This window comes from Sphingobium fontiphilum, assembly GCF_014196635.1.
Taxonomy (GTDB): Bacteria; Pseudomonadota; Alphaproteobacteria; order Sphingomonadales; family Sphingomonadaceae; genus Sphingobium; species Sphingobium fontiphilum.
The window spans coordinates 76731-97697 of the sequence record NZ_JACIEB010000001.1 but is presented as its reverse complement, the minus strand read 5'-3'; the positions used below and the strand labels follow the sequence as shown (position 1 = coordinate 97697).

At 65.9% G+C, this 20967-nt stretch carries 10 protein-coding genes; 2 read left to right on the top strand and 8 right to left on the bottom strand.

Going from position 1 to position 20967, the window contains the following annotated elements; genetic code table 11:
• Window positions 1–27: 27 nt before the first annotated feature.
• Both GGR44_RS00405 and GGR44_RS00400 read left to right on the top strand, forming a co-directional pair.
• Window positions 28–1863, top strand: a complete 1836-nt coding sequence (locus tag GGR44_RS00405; RefSeq protein WP_183953480.1) for a putative porin — start codon at window positions 28–30, stop codon at window positions 1861–1863.
• Between the two features lie 100 nt (window positions 1864–1963).
• Complete coding sequence (locus GGR44_RS00400) at window positions 1964–14617, top strand: filamentous haemagglutinin family protein (protein ID WP_246344294.1); 12654 nt, start codon at window positions 1964–1966, stop codon at window positions 14615–14617.
• A 47-nt stretch (window positions 14618–14664) separates the two neighbouring features.
• Here the strand turns inward: GGR44_RS00400 and GGR44_RS00395 are convergent, their stop codons facing one another.
• From GGR44_RS00395 to GGR44_RS00360, 8 genes are read right to left on the bottom strand one after another with little or no spacing between them, the layout of a single operon-like run.
• Complete coding sequence (locus GGR44_RS00395) at window positions 14665–15531, bottom strand: type II secretion system protein GspK (protein WP_183953478.1); 867 nt, start codon at window positions 15529–15531, stop codon at window positions 14665–14667.
• A complete protein-coding gene (gene gspD, locus GGR44_RS00390) occupies window positions 15518–17557 on the bottom strand; it encodes a type II secretion system secretin GspD (protein WP_183953477.1) in 2040 nt (679 codons plus the stop codon). The genes GGR44_RS00395 and gspD overlap by 14 nt, the downstream gene beginning before the upstream one ends.
• Complete coding sequence (locus GGR44_RS00385) at window positions 17554–18027, bottom strand: hypothetical protein (RefSeq protein WP_183953476.1); 474 nt, start codon at window positions 18025–18027, stop codon at window positions 17554–17556. Before GGR44_RS00385 ends, gspD begins: the two co-directional genes overlap by 4 nt.
• A complete protein-coding gene (gspM, locus tag GGR44_RS00380; protein WP_183953475.1) occupies window positions 17987–18538 on the bottom strand; it encodes a type II secretion system protein GspM in 552 nt (183 codons plus the stop codon). The genes GGR44_RS00385 and gspM overlap by 41 nt, the downstream gene beginning before the upstream one ends.
• A complete protein-coding gene (locus GGR44_RS00375; RefSeq protein WP_183953474.1) occupies window positions 18535–19557 on the bottom strand; it encodes a PilN domain-containing protein in 1023 nt (340 codons plus the stop codon). The genes gspM and GGR44_RS00375 overlap by 4 nt, the downstream gene beginning before the upstream one ends.
• Window positions 19554–20210, bottom strand: a complete 657-nt coding sequence (locus GGR44_RS00370) for a prepilin-type N-terminal cleavage/methylation domain-containing protein (RefSeq protein ID WP_183953473.1) — start codon at window positions 20208–20210, stop codon at window positions 19554–19556. The genes GGR44_RS00375 and GGR44_RS00370 overlap by 4 nt, the downstream gene beginning before the upstream one ends.
• A complete protein-coding gene (locus tag GGR44_RS00365; protein WP_183953472.1) occupies window positions 20207–20566 on the bottom strand; it encodes a hypothetical protein in 360 nt (119 codons plus the stop codon). Before GGR44_RS00365 ends, GGR44_RS00370 begins: the two co-directional genes overlap by 4 nt.
• On the bottom strand, window positions 20563–20961 hold the full coding sequence (locus GGR44_RS00360) for a pilus assembly FimT family protein (protein WP_183953471.1): 399 nt from the start codon (window positions 20959–20961) through the stop codon (window positions 20563–20565). Before GGR44_RS00360 ends, GGR44_RS00365 begins: the two co-directional genes overlap by 4 nt.
• Window positions 20962–20967 lie beyond the last annotated feature (6 nt).

Here is a 20967-nt window from a genome sequence, read left to right as displayed (position 1 = left end):
ATGATGACCGCAAGAAAAGGGACCGAAATGAACAGGCTCGTTCACGGCAAGGCCGCGCGCACGCTGGCGGCGACGGCAAGTTTGGCGGCGTTGCTGACGGCGACGACGCCCGCATGGGCGCAGACGGCGACCGCCGAACCTTCGCCCAACGCCATGGTTAACCTGATCCGCCTGCTGGTGGGACAGAAGGTCATCACGGCGGAGGCTGGCGAGGCGCTGCTGGCGCAGGCGCAGTCAGAGGCCGACGCCGCCCAGGCCAAGCTGGCCGCCGCCGTGCCGCCGCCGCCCGCGCCGGGCGCTGTCCGCGTCCCCTATGTCCCGCAGGCGGTGAAGGACGAGATCCGCGACGAGGTCCGCAAGGAAGTGCTGGCCCAGGCGCAAAGCGAAGGCTGGGCGACCCCCGGCGCCGTGCCCGAATGGGTGGATCGCATCAAGATTACCGGCGACGTGCGGTTCCGCAGCCAGTCGAACATCTATGCCGATGGCAACGCCAACGACTTCATCGATTTCGCCGCCTATAACCAGAACGGGCCGACCGACCTGCTGGGCAGCGCGAACTTCAATACCCTGCCCCTGCTCAACACCCGGCAGGATCGCCTGAACCGGCTGTCGATCCGCGCGCGTCTGGGTGTCGAAGCGCAGATCACCAAGGGTGTCGAGGCGGGCCTGCTGCTCGCCAGCGGCAACAATAACGGGCCGGTTTCGGTCACCACCCTGCTGGGTGGCGGCTTTTCCAAGAAGGATATATGGCTCGATCGCGCCTTTGTCCGGCTTCAGCCCTTCAACCAGTTGCGCCTGAGCTTCGGCCGGTTTGAAAACCCGTTCATCACCGACGAAATCCTGTTCGACGAGGATCTGAACTTCGACGGCGTCGCCGCGCGGGCGGACAGCGGCGACTGGCTGGGTTCGGGCCTGAACCTGGCGCTGACGGGCGGCGCCTTCCCCTTCGAATATGTGGGTGAGGACAACCCGTCGACGTCAGTCGGCAAGACTCGCCGCAACGGCAAATGGATCTATGGCGGCGAAGCGGCGCTGGCTTGGGATGGCGGCGACATCGGCGCGCGGCTGTCGGCCAAATATTTCGATTTCTCCAATGTCCGCGGCGAACTTTCGGACATTTGCTCGCCTTATCTGGGCGAGGTCGAATGTTCGACCGATCACACCCGCCCCGCCTTCCTGGCCAAGGGCAACACGCTGATGCTGCTGCGCCGGTTGGCGGTCGACCCGGCCGATCCGCTCAATTCGCCCCAGCCGCAGTTCGTCGGCCTGTTGCAGGATTATAACATCCTGGAAGCCAGCGCCGAGGTTCATGCCGACATAGGCGAGGATCTGCGCTTCTCGCTGAGCGGCACCTTCCTCAAAAATCTGGCATACCGCCGCAGCGACGCCTGCGCCAACCTGCCCGACGGCCTGCCCGTGACCAACATCACCGGCGTGACCGTGTCGGTCCCGGTCGATCCGTCCAACCCCGCCGGATCGCGCACCAATGTCGTCAACACCAATCCTTGTGCGGCGCTCGCCAACAGCACGGCGGTCGACGGCGGCCCGCTCGTCGCCCGCTATGAAAGCGGCGACACAGCCTGGATGGTCCAGGCCCTGCTCGGCAGCAAGGCGCTGGAAAAGGCGGGCCAGTGGCGCGTGGGCGCCGCCTATCGCCGGATCGAGCCCGACGCCGTGCTCGACAGCCTGGCCGACAGCGATTTCCACCTCGGCGGCACCAATGCGCAAGGCTATATCGTGTCGGGCGACTATATGATCGCGAAGAATCTGCGCCTGACCGGCCGCTATCTCAGCTCCAACGAAATTTACGGCAACCCGCTGTCGATCGACGTGCTTCAGATCGACCTGGTGGCCGGCTTCTGATCGCCATGAACCGGCCCCTCGCCCCGCGCATCATCGCATCCGGGGCGGGAGCCGAAGAATTATATTTGCGCGCGCAATTAACCCAAGGAAACGACCAGTGATGAAACCGGCTAATCGCAACCGTCCTCGCGCCGGCCTGCTGATCGGTGTCAGCCTGGTCAGCATGGCTGCCCCGGCCTTTGCCCAGAATGCATCGGTTCTGCGCGGCGCTGCTGGCGTCTACACCGCGCCCGTGCCCTCGCCTGTCACCGTGCGTCCGGCGTCCGCCAATCCGCTGACCGCGGCACAGCAGCGCGCGGCGGCGTCCGCCCTCGCCAATCAGGCGAAGGCCGCGCAGCAGATGAACCTGGCGCAGCAGGCGCAGGCGGCGGCGCGCGCGGCCGCCGCCGCCGCTGGCGCCGTGCCCAACGGCCTGGTGAGGGGCGGATTGATGCCCGTCGCCAATCCGACGCCGATGGCCAGCGACCTGACCGGACTGCGCACATGGCAGGGCGCGCTGGCGCCGGTTGAAACGATAACGAACGGCAAGAGCGACGTTGTCGTCACCCAGACGGAAAAGCGCGCGATCCTGTCCTGGGAAAGCATGAATGTCGGCGCGAACACGACGCTGACCTTCAGCCAGAAGGAGAATGGCGTCGCTCAGAAGGACTGGGTGGCGCTGAACCGGATCGTTGGCGAAATTGATCCCGCAACGGGGCTGCGAACGGCCGGGTCCACGCTGTCCCCGACCCAGATACTGGGATCGATCAAGGCCGACGGCACCGTCCTGATCCTCAATCAGGCGGGCGTCATGTTCGGCGCCAACGCCCAGGTCAACACCCATTCGCTGCTGGTTTCCAGCATGGAAATCGGCCGCGCCACCGCGCTGAACGGGTCGATCAGCCAGGCGTTGACGCTGGCCGAACGCAACCGCGAATATTTGGCCTATGGCCTGCTGGGTTTCCGGGATCAGGCGTCGAGCGCGGAGCGGCCATCCGCCTTCGCCTTCTCGCCCATGGCCGGATCGGACGGCAGCGAGGGCGGCATCACCATCGCGCGCGGCGCGCGCATCACCAGCGGCGATTCCGGTTTCATCATCGGCCTGGCCCCCGACATCGTCAACATGGGCACGCTGACCTCCTCCAACGGTCAGGTCAGTCTGCAATCGGGACGCCGCTTCTTCCTCGACCGTTCGGAAGGCACGGCCACCAGCATCAGCCCCTTTATTCGCGGGCTGGTCATCACCACGCAGGCGCTGGCCAATGACGCCCCCGACAGCGTCATCAACGGCGCGGGCGCGATCATCAGCGCCGATCGCGGCTATGTGTCGCTGGGCGCATCGCAAAATGGCGCGGTTCTTCAGAGCGGCATATTGCGTTCGACGACCAGCGTCGCGCGCAACGGCATGATTTCGGTGACGGGCGGCGACATCCGGCTGGATGCGGGCAGCCTGCTGCTGCTCAATCCCGACACCGGCGCGGAAACCATTCCGCAATCGGCCGCCTCCATCGCCAGCTTCAAGACGTCGCAGATCCAGATCGGCAGCGCCACCTCCCGGATCGAAATCGGTTCGGACAGCCTGTTGCTGGCGCCCAGCGCCGACGTCACGATTGGCGCGAACGCCGGACTGGCGGGCATATTGGCCGAGGACGCCACCGCCGGGCAATCGCGCATCTTCATCGACAGCGGCGCGACCATCGATGTCGGCGGGGTCAAGGACTATGTCGTCCCCTCCAGCCGCAACCTGATCCGCATTTCGCCGGTCAAGGGCAATGAACTGCGCGACACGCCCCTCTACCGGGCGGAGTTTCTGAACGGAACGACCGTTCTGATCGATCCGCGCCTGTCGGGCGTGCGCGAAGACGGCGTACGCTGGATCGGCTCTCCGCTGATCGAAGCCGCGAGCTATTATGAGCAGGTCGGCGTCGCGGCTTCGGAATTGATGACCAGCGGCGGCAATGTGACGCTGGGCGTATCAGGCCATGGCGCCGCCGATTCCGCGCTGGCGCCCGACATCATCGTCAAGTCCGGCGCGCGCATCGACATATCGGGCGGCTGGGTGCGGTATGAAGGCGGCCCCGTGCAGACGAGCCGCCTGCTCACCCGTTCGGGGCAATTGGTCGACATCGGCCTGGCCGATCCCAACGGCGACTATGTCGGCCTGGTCGAAGGCTATACCGAGGTTCAGCCGCGCTTTGGCCTGTCCACCACCTATGCCAATCCGGTTCTTACCGGCGCGCGCGTGGAGGCCGCCTATACAGAGGGGCGCGATGCAGGCTCGCTGACCCTCAAAGGGTCCGCCATCGCCTTTGACGGCACGCTGAGCGCACAGGCGTTCGCTGGCGCGCGCCAGCGCGCCGAAGCCAAAGTGGGCACTGCCGCCTCGACCATTTATGGCGATACCCGCGCGCTTCAGGGCTCCGCTTCCGAACTTCCCGCTTCAGGCTATCTCAATGTCCAGGGCCTGAGCCAGATCACGACGGACGTGCTGGGCGGCGCGGGCGACATTCGCATCATCCGCGCTTCGGACATCGCCCCCCTGTCTTCTTCGCTGACCTTCGGCCAATCCTTCTCCTTCGATGAAAATGGCAAGCTGGTCCGCACCGAACGCGACGCCGGCTCTTATCTCGACGCGGGACGGCGCGACAGCATCTGGCTGTCGGCCGACATGCTCAACGAAGCGGGCCTGTCGCAACTCACGCTGCAAACCTCCGGCCGGATCGGCCTCGACGCCGACGCCGCCATTTCCCTTGCCGATGGCGGCGCCTTCATCGGCATCGCTGGGCGTGGGATCGGCATTGATGGTTCGGTCACGACGCATGGCGGCGCCATCGACCTGCGCACCGTGCAGATCACGCAAGGATCGGTTTTCACCGACGACCCCATTGCCGCGGGCAGCTTCGATATCGTCGTCAACGGCACGCTGTCGACGCGCGGCCGCTGGGCCAATGATTTCGGCAATAGCGGTCTGATCGACGGCGCGGCCTATCTCGACGGCGGTTCGATCAGCCTGCGCGTGGCGCCGCGCGTCGCCATAGCGGTGGCGGGCACCAACAAGGTGCGAGAGGATGTTTCGGGCAGCATCCTGATCAACGACGGCGCGACGCTGGACGTGTCGGGCGGCGGCTATGTCGACGTGAACGGCCGCGTCGACATGCGCGCACGTGGCGGCGATGTCAGCCTCATCAACCAGACCAATTATTTCCAGCTTTCGCCCATCCCGCTGCTGGGGCTGGAAGCGGAGGGCAATGTTCCGGGAATCCGGGTCACCAATAATCCCGCGCCCGAAAACGCCATCAACCCCGATGCGATCAACGCCCGCGTCAGCATCGCCGACGGCTCCATTCTGGCCCATGGTTTCGCCGGTGGCGGCACATTCTCGCTCGAAACCCCGGCGCTCAGCTTTGGCGAAGAGCCTGCCGAAAGCGGCACCGCGCTCTCGCTCGACTTTTTCGAAAAAACCGGTTTCGCCAACTACGCGCTCACCTCCTTCGGCACATCGCTGACGGAAAACAACTTCATCAACCGGCTGGACGGCTATAATGCGCTGCTGAAGACGCAGACGCTGGCCATCGGCGCGGGCGAAACGCTCAACCTGACGCAAAGCCGCTTCACCCCGGTCCTGTCCGCAGCCCAGCAATTGTCGCTGATGAACCTGGAAACCGGCGGCAGCCTCTATTCGATACTGACGCCGCTCGTCATGCCCGACGCTTATGACCGTCTGGGCGCGACGCTGACGCTGGGCGGGCTGCTGGAACTGCATGTCGAACAGGGCGGCAGCATTACCGGCGACGCCCGCGCGGCGCTTACAACGCCCAAATTGTGGAACGAAGGGTCGATTCGCCTGATCGGGGGCAGCGTCACCCAGGCGGAAACGCTGCCCGCCCTTTACGCCAACGCCATCGGCGCCCGCGCCTTCAACGATTTCTTCTCGGTCAGAAGCGACGGCCTGATCGCCGAAAATGGCGTCAACGCCCTGGGCATCAGCGACGAGGGCCAACTTCTCACCAACGCCCAACTCGCCCTGCGGCCGCTCTATCTGCTCGGCGAACTGGGCGCGGACGAAGGCATTCGACTGTCGAGCGGCAGCAGCATCAACCTGTCGGGCGCCAGCATCCGCAATCCCCGCGCGCCCACCATCGCCGGGTCCAACGCCCTGCGCGCCACCGGCAATCTCTATGATGGCGGATCGCTGTCCACCGCGTCCCGCCTGATCAGCGCAGGCAGCTTCTTTGATCGCCCCCTGCTGGGCGAAGGCGTGTTCGCCAGCACCGCCATCGCCACGGCCGCGGTGCGCCCCGAACGCACGATCATGGCCGAGACCGGCGCGACCATCGACCTTTCAGGCGCCAGCGACACTTATGACCTGATCGACAGCAATAACCGTTATGTCAGCCAGGCTGCGTGGAGCGCGGGCGGTTCCCTGTCGATCGGCGGCGGCGGATCGATCAGCGGCGCATTGATCGACGCTCATGGCGGTTCAGCGCTGGCGCAGGGGGGGACGCTCAGCTTCGTCGACCCGCAACTGGTTCAGGGCATTGCAGACGCCGATGGTATGGGCCAGATCGCCGCCGATCAGGTGATGCAATCGGGCTTTGACACCCTGATCGCCTATGGTTCGCTGACCGGCGGCGGCGATGTGTCGCTGTCGCTCGGCCGCGCCTTCATCCTCTCGTCGCGCCCGTTTGACGGGGACGCGACGGATTTCAGCGCCTATCTTCCCACGGTTTCGGCGGAGGGCGATCTGGCGATCGACGCGCCCTTCATTCGTTTCGACAGCCTCCTTCAAGCCATGACATCGCCCTTGGTCGGCACAACCGGCGAAGGCACGGTTCGCTTCACCGGAAAGTCGGTCGACGTGCGCGGCGCGGTGCTGTTCGACCGCAGCATTTCGGATGTCATCCTGGCGAGTTCCGGCGACCTGCGCCTGATCGGCGCCGTGCCGGTGGAACAGCGGCTCGGACTCGACACGGCGGTCAGCAATTCGCTTCTCGGCCAGCTTGTCGTCAACGGCGACCTGACATTGAGCGCAGCGCGCACATACAGCACCACCGGCTCGTCCTTTCTGGTCGCCTCCGCCGCCGATGAAGGGACGATCCGCTTCGCCCGGCCCCAGGGCGGCAGCGCCACAACGCCCTATTCGGCGGGATCGAACCTGCTGGTGCAGGCCGCCAATATTGTCCAGGATGGCAGCCTATATGCGCCGCTTGGCCAACTCACCCTGGGTTCGACCACCGCGCTGGAGAACGAAACCAGCTTCACGCCGGGCGGCAGCGGCCGCTTCGCCCCGGTCACCGCGTCGGTGGTCATCGGAACGGGCAGCATCACCTCCGTGTCCGCAGGCGGACTGTCCATCCCCTATGGCACCACCACGGACGAGATCGAATATTATTTCAACCCGACCAGCAACGATCCGCTCACCGCGCCGCCCACCGGCGTGCTGCGGCTGGCGGGAACCAGCGTTGAGACGCAATCGGGCGCGACCATCGACCTCAGCGGCGGGGGCGATGTCTTCGCTTATGAATTCGTGCCGGGCACGGGCGGCTCGCGCGATGTGCTCGACCGCTTCAACGCCGACCCATACAGCAGCACCAATGGCCTGAGCTACCCCGACGGCCGTCAGGTCTACGCCATCGTCCCGGGCCTGAGCAGCGACGCGGCGGCGGCGTTCGATCCTATATTCGGCGCCGATTATGGCGACCTTTATGGCGCGTCTGCGGTCGGCAAGAGCGTCTATCTGGAAAATGTCGCCGGTCTCGCCAGTGGCTGGTATGTGCTGCTGCCCGCCAAATACGCCGTTCTGCCCGGCGGCATACGCATCGTCGAACAGACCGGCACGGAGGCGATCGTCGGTTCCTCGGCGAAACTGCGCGACGGGTCGCAGATCGTCACCGGCTATTATGGATCGGAAGCCACTGGCCAGCGTGAATCGACGCTGCGGACATTCTCGCTCCAGACATCCGACACGTTCCGCCAATATTCGAAGATCGTGACGACCTCGGCGAACAGCGTATTCGCCGCCGCCGCAAAGCGCGATGGTCTCGCCATTCCGCGCTTGCCGATCGACGCCGGTCGGATCATCCTGGAACCGATTGCGAACCTGCTGCTGGAAGCCAGCCTGCTGACCACCCCCGGCAAGGACGGTCGCGGCGCGCAGGCCGACATCAGCGGCCAGGCGTTCCGCATCGTTTCAGACCTCAGCGCCGACGCGGGCAGCGATGGCGTGATCCGGCTTGACGCCGACAATCTGACCGCCCTTGGCGTGCAGAGCCTGTTCATCGGCGGCATCCGGACCGAAACGGCCAGCGGCAAAACCTCCCTCTCCATTCGCGCCTCCAGCATCAGCATCGAAAACGACGCCGATCACATCCTGTCCGCGCCCGAACTGCTGTTCGCGACCGATGGCGCAGGTTCGACGCTGACCGTCGCGGATGGGGTAGCGATCAAAGCCAGTGGCGCGCTGGCCGATCCCAACAACGCCGATTTTCTGATCGACGGTGCGACCAGCGGCATGACCGGGCAAGGCGCGGTGCTGCGCGTCGCCAATGGCGTGGAGCGGATGGTTTCGCGCGTCAACAGCGATACGATAAGCGCCCTGCCCGCTCTTGCGGTGGGCTCCGCCACCCTGTCAGGCACATCCGTGCTGGCCAGTTCCAGCGGCGATCTGTCCATCGACGCATCGGCTGTGCTAACCGCCAGCAATGTCGCGCTCGACGCCCGCGAAGTCAGCTTCGCGGCCAGTAGCGATGGCCTTTCCGGGCTGGTCATCACCCCTGGCCTGCGCGCCGCCTTTGCCGGCGCCGATCACCTCACCGTCCGCTCGCCAGGCGCAATCCGCTTTGAAGCGGCGGACGGCGGCAGCCTGTATGAATTTGGCGCCGTCACCTTCGACAGCAGCGGCTTTGGCCTGATCGGTGACAGCGCCGCATCGGTCACCATCCGTTCGGACTCGCTGCGCCTCGCCAACAGCAGCGGCGCGACGATCAATTGTGCGGCGCCCTGCGCGGAAGGATCCCTGTTTGTCGAAACCGGCGCGCTGAGCTTCGGCTCGGGCATTCTGGGTGTCGATGGCTTTGGCAAGTCGGTGTCGATCAGCGCGACGAACGGTATCCGTTATGACGGCGTGGGCGGCCTGTCGGTGGGTGGCGCGGACCTGTCTCTCGCCACCCCGTTCATCGCCGACGCCGCGATCACGCTGCTGCCGGGGGTCGAAGCCACGCTGCCGTCACTGTCGCTGGGCACCGACGCCAGCCTGTCGATCACCGGCACGGCGGGCGTCGTGCTGCCCGATGGCACACCCGGCGCAAAGCTGGCTTTGACAGCGCAGGACATTCTCATTTCGGGCACGCATCTGCGCGCCACCGCAGGTTTGCTCAGCGCCAGGGCGACGGGCGATATCAGCCTGACCGACGGCGCCATATTGGAAGCACCGTCCTACGCTCGCCAATTTGGCGATTCAGCCGATCCGTATCTGGTGTCGGCGCCGGGTGGAACGCTCAGCCTCACCAGCGTCGATGGCAGCATCATCGCCGGCACCGGCACCCGCATGAGCGTGGGCGGAACGCAGGGCAAGGCTGGCGCGCTGGCGCTTCGCGCGGCGAAGGGTCTGGTGACGCTGGGCGGTGTCATCGACGGCGCTGCCCCCGATGGCGGCGGCTCGCTGACGCTCGATACGGGGGGCGCATTCGACCTGGACGGTTTCAGCGCCGCGCCCCAGGGCTTTACCGGGACGATCAATATCCATGCGGGCTCGGGCGATCTTACCCTCTCCGCCGGACGCACGCTGATCGCTGAAAATCTGTTGCTGGCGTCGGAAAATGGCGGCGTCGACATTGGCGGCGCCATTGACACTTCGGGCATCAATGGCGGCGACGTTTCGCTCTATGGTCGCACCGGGGTGCGTTTGCGTGCCGGATCGCTGATCGACGCCAGCGCCGATGGCTATGCCAATGACGATTCCCGTCAGGCCAGCGCGGGGGATGTGCTGCTCGGCACCGATGGAACAGGCGCGCTGACGATCGACAGCGGCGCGACCATCGACCTGCGGGCGCTGCGTTCGGGCAACCGGCTGGTGCCGGTCATCCGCAACGGCGAAACATTGTTCAGCTATGTCGATTCCGATCAGGGCGGCACGTTGACGCTGCGCGCGCCGATCATCGAACAGGATGGCGCGGACAGCATCAACGCCAGCTTCGCAGGCACGATCAACGGCGCACGCGCGATTACGGCGGAAGCGTTCAAACGCTATGATCTGGGCGCTATCGCCGCTGACGGGCGCTATACGGGCGTCACGATTGTCAACGGCACGGCCGTGCTCGACACCGCGCAGACGGCAACCGGCCTCGTCAATTTCCTGGCGGCGCGCGGCGACGGCACGATTCCGCAGTTCATCGAGAATTTCGATATTTCGGCGGCCTATGCCAATCTGGGCGCCCTGTCGGACAATCCGGTCTTCCTCGCCCGTCCCGGCATCGAACTGACCTATGGCGGCGACATCAAGCTGGCGTCGAACTGGAATTTCGCCGCCGCGAACATCGATGTGGACGGCGCAATGGCCGCTGGCGTGATGCGCCAGTCGACATTGCTGCCCGGAAAGGTCGTCGTGAACGCCGGGCGTGAGGCCGAACTGCTCGAAAATCATGCCGATTTCCTCTATCGCGTCGGCGGCAGCATCTATGGCGCGGCCGGAGCACTGACGCTGCGGGCCGGTGGCGACCTCACCATCGCCGGTTCGATCACGGACGGCATGTTCACCTTCGGCGACCAGTCCGATCCCGATTATCTGGTCAAGGTGATCGGCGGCACGGGCGGTTCGCGTCAGATTGTCGTGCCGCTCAGTTGCTTTGGTCCACGCAGTTGCCCGGGCATCGTCTCCTACACCAACTCGGGCCAACTGCTGCGCGCGCTGATCAATTTCAGCGCCCTGTCCTCGACCAGCACCGAAGTATCGGTGCCGCCGCAGCCACTGCCCAACGACATGCCTTATAATGCGCTTGCCAACAGTGCGGCCGCACTGGGCGCTGGAACGGATGGCGCGGGCGATCCAATCGGTTCGGCCAGCCTGTTCCCGATCCTGTCTGATGGCAGCGTCGCGGGTTCGTGGAGCTACACGCTTGTCGGCGGCGCCGATCTGGGCTTGGGCACCAGCGGCCTCCCCTCCATCGATCCGCTGCGTGTCGACGCCGCATCGCTGGGCAAGGTGTCGGTGGAAGGCGAACGCAGCTATGGCTATGGCGCGGGTGGCGGCGCGACCTTCGGTGGCGATATCGTCCTGGGCAACGGCCGCTTCTATTATGGCTTTGACGAGCTGGTCAGCGAAAATGGCGACGCGCTGCGCCCGCGCGAAAACGGCTACACCACCATCAACCTGTCGGGCGGCCGTTATGGTGCCATTTCCTCCTTCCTGCGGGCGCGGGCCCTGGCCTATTTCGGCGCCCAGACCACTGGCGCCTATCGCTATGAAGGGGGATCGACCAATCCCACCGCGGTCAGCACCACGGCCGCCCTGGCCGAAGCGTTCCTGACGGAGATTGAGGCGGACCTGACGGCGCTGGTGCTTGATCCTGCAACGGGCATCGTGTCGGGCGGCTCGTCGCAAACATCCACGACTGCCTTTGTTCGCACGCTGGTCCGCACGGGCACCGGCGACATCAGCATCGCCGCCGCGGGCGACGTCGACCTGCGCAACGGCGACACGGTCACAACCCGCGCCGTGGGCAGCACTCGATACCAGGTGGGCGGGACATCGGTCTACACGGTCGGCCATTTGGCCGCGACGGGGCTGGTCATGGCCACCAACATGCAGACCGGCGAAGTTTTGACGGTCGACCCCTCATCCTATCTGGCCGCTGCGCCAAGCGATGAGGAAATCGGCAGCTTCCGTTATGGCCGTGGATCGCAATCGGCGCTTGCCGGCCTGTTCGCCAACGATCCTGCCTATCTGACCGGCGGCGGCGACATCGGCGTCGGTGCGCTGGGCGATGTGCTGGGCCGTCGTGACGTCTATGGCGAAGCCCGCGTCGCCAACGCAGGCTTCTCATTCATTGGTTCATCGGATCAGCCCTGGCGGATCGGCGCGATTGGCGACAGCGTCAACCAGCGCATCAACACCCAGCTCTTTACGTCCGGCATCGGCGCACTGGGTGGCGGATCGCTCACGCTCCGTGCTGGCGGCGACATTTCCGACCTGACCTTGGCTTCCCTGTCCAGCACGACAACCGCCGACGCGGTGAGCAGCGACGGGCTGACCGTTACCCGCACGCTGATGAACTGGGGCAGCGGCAACATTCTGGTCAATGCTGGCGGCGACCTGCTGGGCGGCAGGATCGATCTGGCCCATGGCGACGGCGCGCTGGCCATCGCCGGGTCCATCCGAAGCGCAGGCACGCTGGCCAGCTTCGTCAGCGGCGAACTGGCGCAAAATCTGCTGCGGGTGCGCATCAACGACGCCCATATCCGTTTCAACGTCGGCGGATCCGCCCAATTGCAAGGCATCGCCGCTCTGGGCGCGCGCGGCGACGGCAGCGACCCGACCATGGCTCTCAATGCCTTTGGCTTCTACTCGGCCAATTCGGCCATCGACCTGATCGCCAATGGCGGCATTTCGATATTGGATCAGGGCGCGACCGTGGTGACCGGGCGCACGGGGCAAGCGGCAACGGCCGTCTATCCCGCCACAGTCAACCTCGCCTCTTTAACCGGCGACCTCACGCTGACGGCGGCGCGGGCCGAGCCGGGCGGCGCACGCACCATCAACCTCTTCCCCAGCCCGACGGGCCAGTTGCGCCTGCTGGCGGGCGGCGACATCAACGCCACAACGATCACCATGGAGGATCGCGATCCCGGCCAGTTGCCCGGCTATTTCTCGGCGTTCAGCGTCACCGAACCGGCAACGCTGGTCGCCGGTCAGGATTTCAGTTTCCCGGTCATCCTGCCCGATACATCGACGGCCGAGCGCGCCGCGCTGCACAACAGCGCCATCACCCATCTGGGCGACGATGAGCCGGTGCGCGTCCATGCCGGTGGCGATGCCCTGGACCTGATTCTGTCCCTGCCCAAGCAGGCGCGGATCAGCGCCGGGCGCGACATCGTCAACATGATGTTGTTCAACCAGAATATCACCGCCAACGACATCACCCGCGTTGTCGCCGGGCGCGACATCATCGCCACCGCGACACTGACGCGCGCGCAGTTAGGCAATGGCGTCTTTGGCGATCCGCTGCCCGCGCTTCAGGGCAACAGCTTCGTCATCGGCGGCCCCGGCGCTTTCGTTCTGGAGGCAGGGCGCGATGCAGGACCGTTCCTCAATTCGGCGGTAGTCGACCCGCGCCGGGTTCGTGACGGCGAAATCGACTTTTATGGCCAGTTGTCCATGGGTGGCGGAATCCTCTCCATCGGCAATGAATGGAACCCTGCGCTGGGCGAAACCGGCGCAGACATCAACGTGCTGTTCGGCGTAGGCAAGGGCGCTGATTACGCCAGCTTGCGCGACATCTATGTCGACCCGGCCAACATCGCCGACCTCGACGACGACCTGTTCGTGCAGGTGGAGGACGCCAACGGCAACCTGATCGCTGATCGCACCCAGCCCATCTATGGCCCGATCCTGATCGCCTGGATGAAGGCTCACGCCGCCGATCTGCTGTCGCAACGCTATGGCTCCACATCCGTGACGGCGCAGCAGGCTTATGACGCCTTCCTGACACTGCCGGAACTTAACCAGCGCAGCTTCCTCATCAAGGAAATCTATTTCAACGAGCTGGAAATGACATCGCGGCCCGACGGCCCCTCCTATCTCCAATATAGCCGTGGCTATCGTGCGGTGAACACGCTGTTTTCGCCCGATCTTGGCTATACCGCCAACAATCTGGAAGGGGGCGAGGCTGGGGCGTCGGACACGGTGGAAACCGGTAATCTTGACCTCCGCATCGCGACGATCCAGACCGCGCGCGGCGGCGACATCGCGCTGTTGGGGCCGGGCGGACGCATCCTCGCCGGCTCGACCGTACGCACGTCGGAACAGGCCGCCCGCCGCACTTATGACGGCACCCGCCTGTTCGCCGGCGACCGCGCCGTCTCGCTCTCGGCCAACGGCAACCCCGCGCTCGGCTTCAGCCAGATCAGCCCGGCTACCATCTCGTCGATCCCGGCGGGTTATGAAGGCATCATCACCCTGCGCGGCGGCCGCCTGATGAGCTTTACCGACGGCAGCCTGCTGCTCAACCAGAGCCGCCTGTTCACGCGCGGCGGCGGCGACATCACGCTCTGGTCCTCGAACGGCGACCTCAACGCCGGGCAGGGGCCAAAGAGCGCCGCCAGCTTCCCGCCGGTCGTCGTGCGGATCGACGAAAATGGCTTTAGCCAGGTCGACGCCGTGGGCGGCGTTTCGGGCGCGGGCATCGCCGCCTTTGCTCCGGCCGTGGGCGTGACCCCGCCCGACGTGTTCCTGATCGCGCCGCGCGGCACCGTCGACGCAGGCGATGCAGGCGTGCGCGTTGCGGGCAATCTGTTCGTCGCCGCAGCAGCGGTCGCCAATGCCGACAATTTCCAGGTCGGCGGCGCCAGCATCGGCGTCGTATCCTCCCCCGTGGTCGATGCAGGCGCAGTAGCGGCGTCCAATGCGGCCTCGGCCGCGGCGAGCGAAGCCGCCAAGGCGGCCACCGCTGGCAAGGGCGACGAGCAACGAACGCAGATCTTCGTCGATGTTCAGGGTTATGCGGGGGACAAGGACCGTTGCGACCAGACCCCGCGCCCGGCCGACTGCCCCGCGCAATAAGGGTGCGGGCGCATGATTGCGGCGCCGGTCCGGGCGCCGCAACCAGGCTATTCCTCCTGGCGTATTTCCCAGCCTCCACCGGGGCCACGAGGAAATTCGATGATGGTTGCCCGCTCAAGCCTGCCGCGCTGGCCATCCTCAGCCAGGACGCGCACCGTCAGCGGTCGCGCGGTGAGGCTCTCCCCTTCCGACAGGTCGATAGCGACACGCTGGCCCGCAATCGCGCGCTGACGCTCAATCACTTGGGGCGAACCCATGCCGGTTCCCGTCATCACGGCGATGGCGAGCGGGTGGCCGGTCGACGGGCTGAATGCCCCCGCTCCACCGAAGAACAGCGTCGCGGCTGGCGCGATCCGGTCATGGAGCGGCTTGTCAACGCCCCTGATGAGCGCCAGTTCCGCAAGCGATCGCAATGGACCATTGCGCGGCCGATATCCCAGCCCGGCATAATCCTCTGCCTCCGCGCCATAGGGGCGCCGGTCATTGTCAACGTCGATCCAGTCGAGAAACGCATCGGTGACCTCGTCCAGTCGGCGCCCGTCAATCCCGGCGCTCTGGAACATCAGTCGCACCTGATCCTCGCTCAACTGATTGATCCGGATTTTGCCCCTCTCGTCCTCAACCCGAATCGTGAGCGCAAAACCTTCAAAGCGGATATGATAGGGCCGCCCGTCGATCCGCCAGGGTTCCCGGCCGAATTCGCCAGCAGCAAGGTTCGACGCGGCAAGCACCAGCCCGGCATCGGCCGCCGCGGACAATCGTGCGCGCTGCCCCTGCGCGATCGTCCCCGAAAGGCCGCCGCGCTCGGCCGCGAGCATCGCAAAGGCGATATAGCCAAACACCGCCAGCCCGGCGACGGCCGCTAGTAAAGCATAGCCCGCCTCTCCGGGCGGCGGGGCTTTAAAGGTCCGCACCCCGGGTGCCGGGCTTGAGCGTCTGGATCTTGTCCCGCAGTTCGTCGGTGATGGCGCGTCCGTCGTCCACGGTGCGCACCACGCGCGGCCGCAACATGATGAGCAGTTCGGTGCGTCGATCATTCTGCGTCTTCGTGCCGAACAGCGCGCCCAGAACCGGAATGCGCGACAGCAGCGGAATGCCATCATTTCCCTGCGTCTTGATCGCCCGGATCAGGCCGCCCAGCGCGATGGTCTGGCTGTCCTGCACGGCGATGGATGTGGCCAGTCGGCGCGTCGAAATGGTGGGCGAATCGATATTGGACGTGCTGGTCGACGACACGTCGCTCACCTCCTGACTGATGTCGAGCAGGACCAGGCCGCCGCTGTTGACGCGCGGCGTGATCTTCAGGATGACGCCCGTATCCTTATACTCGATCGCGTTGACGATCGGCGCGTCCGGGTTTTGCACGCTGACCGCCGACGATGAGGATATGGGCACCTGATCGCCGACCTGAAGCGAGGCGGTCTGATTGTTGATGACTAGTAATTTGGGTGCGGACACGACATTGACCTTGGTCAGCCCCTCCAGCGCGTTGAGCGTCGCCTGCACGCTGCCGCCATTGGAATAGCCGAGCGAAAGTCCCGGAAAGATGCGTGTCGGCACCGCGCTCGTGCCGCGCGTCAACGCCGCCTCGTCATTGCCGTCGCGGAACAGCCACTGGACGCCGTAGCGCAGTTCGTCGTTCAGCGACACTTCGGTGATCGCCACCTCGATCAACACCTGCAACGGCGGAATGTCCAACTTGCGCAGTGCATCCTCGATGATCGCGTAGGTCTGGGGCGTGGCATAGACGACGACCGCGTTGTTCGCTTCGTCGCTGGTGATGGTCATGCCGGTGGGCAGGCCGCCGCTTCCCCTGGCCCCCTCCTGCTGGCCATTGCCAACGGTCGGCATGGCTTCGCCCCCGCCGCCCGACCCATCGGCGTCGGCAGCCTGATTTTGGCCATAGAGGCCGCGACCATTGCCGGCTGCGCCAGTCGCAAGCCCGTCTTCCGTCGCGTTGCCACGCGCCTGCCCCGATGCGCCTCCGCGCGCCATGCCGAACGCGGCCAGTATCGTTTTGGCCAGATCAGCCGAACGGCCATTCTGCACCCGATAGACGAATATGCGCGGCTGGCTGTTTTCGCCCTCGCGGTCGAGTATGTCGACCCAACGCTGCACATCCTGCAAATATTGGGGTTGCGACGACACCGCCAATATGCCGTTGAGGCGGTCCATCGCGATCAGCTTCACCAGACCCGCCGTCGGCGCGCCCGGCCCGTCGACCAGTTTTTCCAGTTCGGGCACGATCAGCCGCGCGTCCGTCCGGCGCGGCACATAAAGCGCGAAGGACATGTTGCGCAGCCAGTTGACGTCGAACCGCTGCACCAGATCGCGCACCGCGCTGCGCTGGCCGGTGGTCCCAGCGATAGTCAGCACATTCTGACCCGCATCGATGTTGACGACCAGCCCCGGAAGGACCGTTTCCAGCACCCGCTGCAACAGCGTCGCACTGACGAACTGCAGGGTGAAGCTTTCATTGCCAAAGCCGCTATTGCCTTCACCCACCAGTCCCGCCTGCTGGCGCGCCTGTTCGACCGTGGTGACGATGTAGGTGCCATTGCTGTTGATAATGGCGAGGCCCGAGGCGCGAAACGCCCCTTCCAGAAACGGCATGACCGCCGACCGTGCGATCGGCCGATCGGACACGACCGTGACCGGCGTATCGAGCGTCGGATCAATGCTGAAGGGAACGTGCAAAATGTCGCCCAGCACGGCGCGCGCGACCTGCTGCACGCTGACGCCCGGGAAATTCAGCGATATGTCGCCGCGCGCCAGTGGCTTGTCTCCCCCGCTCAGGCGAGGCGCAGGGATATTGCCATTGCCCGGGACGATGGTCGTCCGAACATCGCGTGCGCTATCGTCCTCCTGCGCGGCGGCCGGCGCGACAAGCGCGACCAGCAACAGGCCAAGCCCGATGCGCTTGAGCTGATCGCGCATCATTGCGGCGCTCCCGTCGATGCGGCTTCCCCGACCCGCAACAACAGGCTGCGTTCGCCGTCGTTCAGCCTGACAGAGGCGCTATCCAAACCGACCAGTCGCCAGCGACCGATGGACTGGCCGATCGTCAACATATGGGCGACCCCGTCCGATCCGCGCAGCACCGCGACGCCCGCCCCCCTTGATCGCGCCAGCCCGATCAGCATGGGCACGCCGCTATCGCTCTTCGCGCCGCCGCCGCCGGGGGCGAACATGGCGCGCGCGCCAATGGCGGAGGGAATCTCCACCGTCGCAATGGCCTGGCGCGGCAGCGTCAGCGCCTTGCCCGCACCCACCGGCACCGCGGGCAAGTCCGGGTCCACCGGCATCAGCAGCTGGAACAGCAGCGCGATGGCCAGCAGCACCGACATCGCCGCCGGAAGCGGCGCGGCTTCAGCGGATCGCCGAAGCGTCGAAAGGCGCGGAAATTTCAAGTTGAACCTCCATCGGCGCAGCCACTCCGCTCTGGAGCGCCGCGTTGGCCGCGATGCTGGTCGACTCAATCAGGATCACGGGTTGCTCATTCTGAATATCGGCCATGAAACGCGCCAATTGATCCAGCATGAGAACGCCATTGATCCGCAAGCTTGCCCACCCCGGTCGGCTGGTTTCGCTCTGCGACTTTTTGATGACGATATTGTTACGAACGGCGATCCTGCTGACCAGATCGCGCAGGCGGCCTTGCGCCGCGTCGGCGGATGCTGCTGGCAGAGCGAAACGGGCGGCATCCTCGCGCTGCCGTCGTGCGGCCGCGCGCAGCAATGGCAGCGAAGCGGCCATTTGCTGGTTTCGCTGATGCTGGGCCAGCAATTGCGCGCGCGCCGCCCGCCGCTCGGCAAAGCCGTCGATCATGGGTTGGGCCATGCCCAACCACACAATCGCGACGACGCCGATCAAGATCAGGATGGCGATCAGGCGCTGCTCCCGCAGGCTGGGCGTTTTCATCGGCTCGCTCCCACGCTCGCCACCACGTCGAACGCCGCCAGTTGGCCCGCATCGGCGGGCGGCGCGGAATCGCCGCCATTGTCCGCCACCTGCCGCAAAACCGGCGATTGGCCGAGAGCTTCGAGAATATCCACATCGGCGGGCGCAAAGCCGACAAGGCGCAGGCTGCGCCCTTTCAGTTCAAACCGCTGCACCCACGCCCCGCGCGGCAGCGCGGCGCTGACCGCCGCCATCACCCGTAACGGATCGGTGTTGGCGCGGGCCGCTATCAGTTGCGCGCGCCGCTGCTGTTCGGTCAGCAGGCGCTGGCGGATCAGAAGCGCGGTCCGCCCCGCCGGCGCCTGTTCCTCCATGGTCGCGCGCATCGCATCCACCGCCGCCCGGTCGCGCCACACCATCGCGCCCAGATTGAGCGCGAACAGCATGGCGACGGCCAGCCACCAACGCCACGCTCCGCTTGCCGCTCCAGCGCCCCTGTCGAGTTGCGGCAGAAAGTCGAAATGCAGTCCGCCATCCGCTTCGCGCAGGGCAACGCGCGTCGGGGCGATGTCAAGCGCGGCCAGTTCCCCGATCCAGCCTGTCAGTCGCGCGCGATGCGTCATGGCGATGCGAAGGGTCAGGCGCTGATCCGGCCGAGCGACAATCTCATGGTCGAAACAGACCTGATCGGCGGTCAACGGCCCGATCCTGTCAATGTCCATCTCCAGCATGGCGCGCAACTCGCCGCGGCCCAATGCTGGAGCCTCTATGGTCCGGCACAGCAGATCGTCAGGCGTCAACGCCATCAGCACTCGCGCCCGGCGGCGGCCCGACAGCATTAGCGCGGGCTGATCCGAACCCGCCACGCGCCAGCCGCCCTCATGGGCAGCAGAGCGTTCGATGATCGGCCCGCGATGGCCGGACAGGCGAGCGCCCATAGGGATCATTGACGCCATCTGGTCGACCCACCAACGCCAGCCCTGCCCGATCCATCGGCGCATGGTCGGCATGTCAGCCGACAATATCTCGTTGATCGTCATGTCCGCCCCCGGCAACGCCCGGTCGCAGGCGCGTAGACGCACAAGGTATCGATCGTCGCGCTGGGTTGCATGATGAGGTCGGGCCACACCCGCCTGTCTCCCGGCCGATAGGTGGCGCGAATGCGGACGAGGCGCGGCATCGTGGGCTGGCGGACCCATCTTGTTCGCCAGCGCAGGCTGTTGTCCGGCGGGGTCGGTCCAAAATAGCTGAATTCCAGACCCGTTATCCCGCGCGCCAGCACCAGCCGGGTCAATGCACCACTATCGTCCGTCGCAAGATCGGGCAGCCGGTCGAGGGTCAGCGCGCCACCCGCCGACAACCCCAGCCGGTAGGACATGGGCGGCATGGGCGCCAGCGCGTCGGGCGCGGCGGAAAGAAACTGCATCTGCCGTTCGTCACCCGTGAACAGCACGCGCGTCCGGCTGCCATCCAGGCTGCCCAGGGCGATCGACCGCCGCACCAGCGACCGCACCGCATCCTGCGCCGCCATGACATCCTCGCCCGCCTGTGTGCGATGCTCCACCCGCTCCCACACGCGCCGCCCGGTCACCAGCCCCGACATCAGCATGGCCGCCATCATGCCCATGATCGCCAGGCTGACCAGCAGTTCCACCAGCGTGAAACCAGCCTGCGCGCGCATAGCGGCGTTCATGGCCGCCCGCCCGGACGAAGCGTCGCGATCCGGGTCAGCGGCATCCGGTCGCCAGCCCGCGCCACCGTCACCACAACGCGGGCCAATCCCGCCGGAACGCCCGGAACGCCGTCGCGCACCTCCACATGCCAGCGATATTGCCCTTCGACACCGTTTCGCGTCATCGTCGCGGCCGGTTGGTTCAGAGGATATTCGGCCAGGCGCGACTGGGCGATGGCCAGCGCCTCGCGCTGTCCCGCGACGCGCGCAGCCCGATGGGCGCTATCCTGCAATATCTGGAACATGGCCCCCAGGATCAGCGCCAATATCGCCGATGCGATCAGCGTCTCGATGAAGATGGAGCCCCGCTCGTTCACTGTGCAGCCTCCAGTGACGCGATCAGGCCGGTCGCGGGTGCGACCCGCCAAAGGCCGATGCTCTTTGGACCGGTCAGGGCCAGTGTCGAACCATTGGCGGTTCCGTCCGGGTAGAAGGCGATGGCCCTTCCCGGACGCGACGAGAGGCGCAACCCGTCGGGCAGAACGACAATCCGGCCGTCGACCATGTAACGGTCGCCATTCTCGCCGATCACCAGAGCCACCGCCCGCCCTTCGCGCAAGGCGCTGGCGCGCGCGGTCCGCACATCGGCCACCAACGCCACCCGCGCCTGCGCCTGCGCCAGACTTTGGGCGGCGCGATCCATAGCGGGAAAGGCGATGGTCGCCAGCAGCAGCGTGATGGCGACGGTCACCAGACTTTCAAGCAGCGTCAAGGCGAA